Here is a 2,964-nt window from a genome sequence, read left to right as displayed (position 1 = left end):
GAAGTTACAGTAGGAGATGCAACAGTAGTCGCAACGAAGAATGGCTCAACATGGACTTTATCGCCAACGACAACAGGTGTAAGTATTGATTCAAGAACTGGAGTAGTAACAGTAGCGCACAATGCAGCAAGTGCAGGAACACAAGTCAGCGCAACTGCTAAACACGGCAACAGTGACGCAAGTACAGCAGCAAGTGTTGCCCTACCAGGTAAAGCAGCAACACCAGCAGCACCAACAGTAGCAAGTGACGAAGCAAATGCACGAGTAACCGTAACGCCAAGTGCAGATGCAGACCGAGTAGAAGTTACAGTAGGAGATGCAACAGTAGTCGCAACGAAAACTGGCTCAACATGGAGTCTATCACCAGCTAAAGACGGTGTAAGTGTAGATCCAACAAACGGAGTAATCACTGTAGCACACAATGCGGCAAGTGCAGGAACACAAGTTAGAGCAACAGCAAAACACGGAAACAGTGACGCAAGTACAGCATCAACAGCAAACTTACCAGCCAAAGAAACAACACCAAATGCACCAACGGTAGTAAGCGATACAGCAAATGCACGAGTAACAGTAACGCCAAGTGCAGATGCAGACCGAGTAGAAGTTACAGTAGGAAACTCAACAGTAGTCGCAACGAAAACTGGCTCAACATGGAGTCTAACACCATCTAAAGACGGTGTAAGTGTAGATTCAAGGACTGGAGTAGTCACTGTAGCGCACAATGCAGCAAGTGCAGGAACACAAGTCAGCGCAACTGCTAAACATGGAAACAGTGACGTAAGTACAGCGTCAAGAGCAAACTTACCAGCAAAAGAAACAACACCAAATGCACCAACGGTAGTAAGCGATACAGCAAATGCACGAGTAACAGTAACGCCAAGTGCAGATGCAGACCGAGTAGAAGTTACAGTAGGAGATGCAACAGTAGTCGCAACGAAAACTGCAGGTGAAGCAGCAATTCCAGGTGTCCACAACAATGGAGACCTAGAAGAGCTGAAGACCGCAGCGAAAGTATTACCTAATACTGGCACAGAAAATTCAGTATTAGCTATTCCAGTTGCAATTACAAGTGCTTTACTTAGTTTGAGTCTTGTAGGGGGGCGTCGTCGTAAAGAAAACTAAGAAGCTTAGTTAGTATGTTTACTTGCTAAAATGGCTAGCAAAATTATAAGAGTTGAATAATTATCTAAAACCTCCAGGTTAGTGAATTAAATCATAGTTTCTAATCTGGAGGTTTTCATAGTGGATTGAAACTAGAATAGTGCACTACAACTGCTAAAACATTTCTAGAAATTAATTTAACTTCCCTAATCGATTCGTTCATATCTTATTTCAATCTACTATATGGTTCAATTGACTATAAAACGACCGAGTTTACTAGAAGTCTTCAATCTTCAGATGAAGGAGAAGTTTCTTGGGTACAAAAAGACCAGATTCCAAACTTGGATCTGGCCTATGATATGTTACCTTTGATGGAGATGATGGAAGCTCCGGACAAATCTGAATTTTTCTACCCTCGCCGTACAGAAGACGATTGGGAAAAGAAAATTTTCTAGTCTTTTACTAAATAACCTAGCTGATCCAAGGCCTCCTCGATATAGTGGAGGTCTTGTTGTGTTTCGGCTTCGACTAGGTGGTAATGGACACCATCTGTTAATTCAGATAAAGGTCTAAAATCAGAATGCTCGACTTGTTCTAGAAAATGTTGAACATCTCTGCGGCAAGACAGTTTAAGCAAGGTTTCAATTTCTCCATAAACGGGATGGTCAATCAAAGTGTTCTGGACACGTCCTCCATTATCGACGATAGCAAGGAGTTCTTGACCGATTTCTTCAACTTCATGTTTCACCTTGAAAAGTTTGTGAACATAAGGATTGGTTTCAATTTGCTTATAGATGTAGCCACGATTAGTGGATAGGATAGGAGCACCATCGGCTCTCAAAATTGCAATGTCCTGCACAATGACCTGACGTGTGACATGAAAATGTTCCGCCAAACTTTGGCCATTAAGGGCTTTAGGAGCTTCTTTCAAGAGTTGGAGCAGGGCTTGTTTGCGATCTTTTGTCATAGCTTTTCCTTTTAACGGCGTTTTCGAAGCACTTTATAGACAGCTAGTGCTAATGTATAGTCTACCATACTATGTATAATTGTACCAAATCCAACTAGCACAAATAGAACATAAAACATATTTTCTACATTGGTACCAGAAGTTGCGTAAAAAAGGACACAGGCTAATACTTCAGCAAGGGCATGAATAAGCGCTAAAACAAAGTTAAAAATCCAGGAAGATTTTGGTTTATCTAGTGTATCTGGGAATTTTTGTAGGTAAAGAGCCCCCAAAGTCCCAAAAAAGATATGGGAAAAAGCCCGAAATACGATAACCATGGGATAGCCAGCCATCAAAAATCCAAAACTAGAGGCTATGATGACAAAAATTGCCATCAAGGGCGACAAGAACATAGCGATAAAAATAGCGATGTGGCTTCCCAAAGTGTAAGAAGCAGGAGGAATGACAATTTTAAAAGGCATAACAATTGGAATCAAAATTGCAATAGCCGTTAAGAGGGCAGTCATTGTCATAAATTGTGTCTTTTTCCGTGTGTTCATAAGAATCTCCTTTTTAACTGTATATACACTAGTATAGTACTATAAACAAGACAATAAAGCAAGGATTTACTTGGGTTTATAGGTCGTTTTTTAATTAAAGACTCGTAAACATTTCACTAAAAATCAAAACTATACAGAGCGAAATCTCCACCTTCAAGTATGAAAGTGGAGATTGTTTTTATTTCTTCAAAGTTTGTAATCTTGGAACAATAGCTAGGGTTAGAACTGCGGAAATGACTAATTCGGCAATCGAATTTGTTGAGATAACAGTTGCTAGGAGTTTTTGGATATTACCATCAAAGACATTTCCAAAAAGGTAGAAAATTCCACCAAGTACAAAGACTGTGTTGGTAAGTG

Annotated in this window: 3 protein-coding genes and 2 pseudogenes; 2 read left to right on the top strand and 3 right to left on the bottom strand. The window is 40.4% G+C overall.

Going from position 1 to position 2,964, the window contains the following annotated elements:
- Together RWO85_RS10135 and RWO85_RS10130 are read left to right on the top strand one after the other, a co-directional pair.
- On the top strand, positions 1-1,122 hold a 1,122-nt coding region (locus RWO85_RS10135; protein ID WP_314415721.1), incomplete at its 5' end, for an LPXTG cell wall anchor domain-containing protein.
- Positions 1,123-1,343: 221 nt separating this feature from the next.
- Positions 1,344-1,556: pseudogene (locus RWO85_RS10130) on the top strand (hypothetical protein); the annotation flags it as partial.
- Here the strand turns inward: RWO85_RS10130 and RWO85_RS10125 are convergent.
- The 3 genes and pseudogenes from RWO85_RS10125 to RWO85_RS10115 all read right to left on the bottom strand — a co-directional run.
- Positions 1,553-2,068 carry a transcription repressor NadR gene (locus RWO85_RS10125; RefSeq protein ID WP_261077583.1) on the bottom strand — a complete coding sequence of 172 codons (516 nt, stop codon included), beginning with the start codon at positions 2,066-2,068 and terminating at the stop codon, positions 1,553-1,555. The pseudogene RWO85_RS10130 and the gene RWO85_RS10125 overlap by 4 nt on opposite strands.
- Before the next feature lie 11 nt (positions 2,069-2,079).
- Entirely contained in the window at positions 2,080-2,607 is a 528-nt protein-coding gene (locus tag RWO85_RS10120) for a hypothetical protein (protein ID WP_261144212.1), read from the bottom strand.
- 178 nt (positions 2,608-2,785) lie between these two features.
- Positions 2,786-2,964, bottom strand: a pseudogene (locus RWO85_RS10115) (pantothenic acid transporter pant); the annotation flags it as partial.

The organism is uncultured Streptococcus sp. (genome assembly GCF_963521865.1).
Lineage (GTDB): Bacteria > Bacillota > Bacilli > Lactobacillales > Streptococcaceae > Streptococcus.
The sequence above is the reverse complement of the archived record's forward strand: the minus strand, read 5'-3'. Positions and strand labels throughout refer to the sequence as shown.

Coding starts and splice junctions, on each gene's coding strand:
- RWO85_RS10125 (WP_261077583.1), bottom strand. CDS start 2,068: ATGACAAAAGATCGCAAACAAGCCCTGCTCCAACTCTTGAAAGAAGCT.
- RWO85_RS10120 (WP_261144212.1), bottom strand. CDS start 2,607: ATGAACACACGGAAAAAGACACAATTTATGACAATGACTGCCCTCTTA.